At 50.0% G+C, this 256-nt stretch carries 1 protein-coding gene; it reads right to left on the reverse strand.

Features of this window, described 5'->3' with window-relative positions; genetic code table 11:
• A partial coding sequence (locus tag ACEN88_RS35760; protein ID WP_413347131.1) for a hypothetical protein occupies nt 1-188 on the reverse strand: 188 nt, incomplete at its 3' end.
• Nucleotides 189-256 lie beyond the last annotated feature (68 nt).

A 256-nucleotide genomic window follows, 5' to 3' on the forward strand; every position in this document is an offset into this window, starting at 1 on the left:
GACCTTATACTTCCCAAAGGATAATTGACATACCAGTAATCGATCATCTGAGCAGAAATCACTTTATCGCTCTCGGTCCAGTTTCCACCAATACCAATGACGGGCGCTCCGAAAGTGTATAGAACATCAGTACCGTGAGTGACTAGTCTGTCAGCTGATGTCGTGGAGAAAGGAGTGTGGCTGACCACCGAGAGCTGCAGCTCGACCGGGAGTCTGCTGCTCGAACTGGTAAGACCAAGTGTGCGTAAGACCGTAG

Source organism: Massilia sp. CT11-108, from assembly GCF_047302915.1.
GTDB lineage: Bacteria > Pseudomonadota > Gammaproteobacteria > Burkholderiales > Burkholderiaceae_D > Telluria > Telluria orientalis.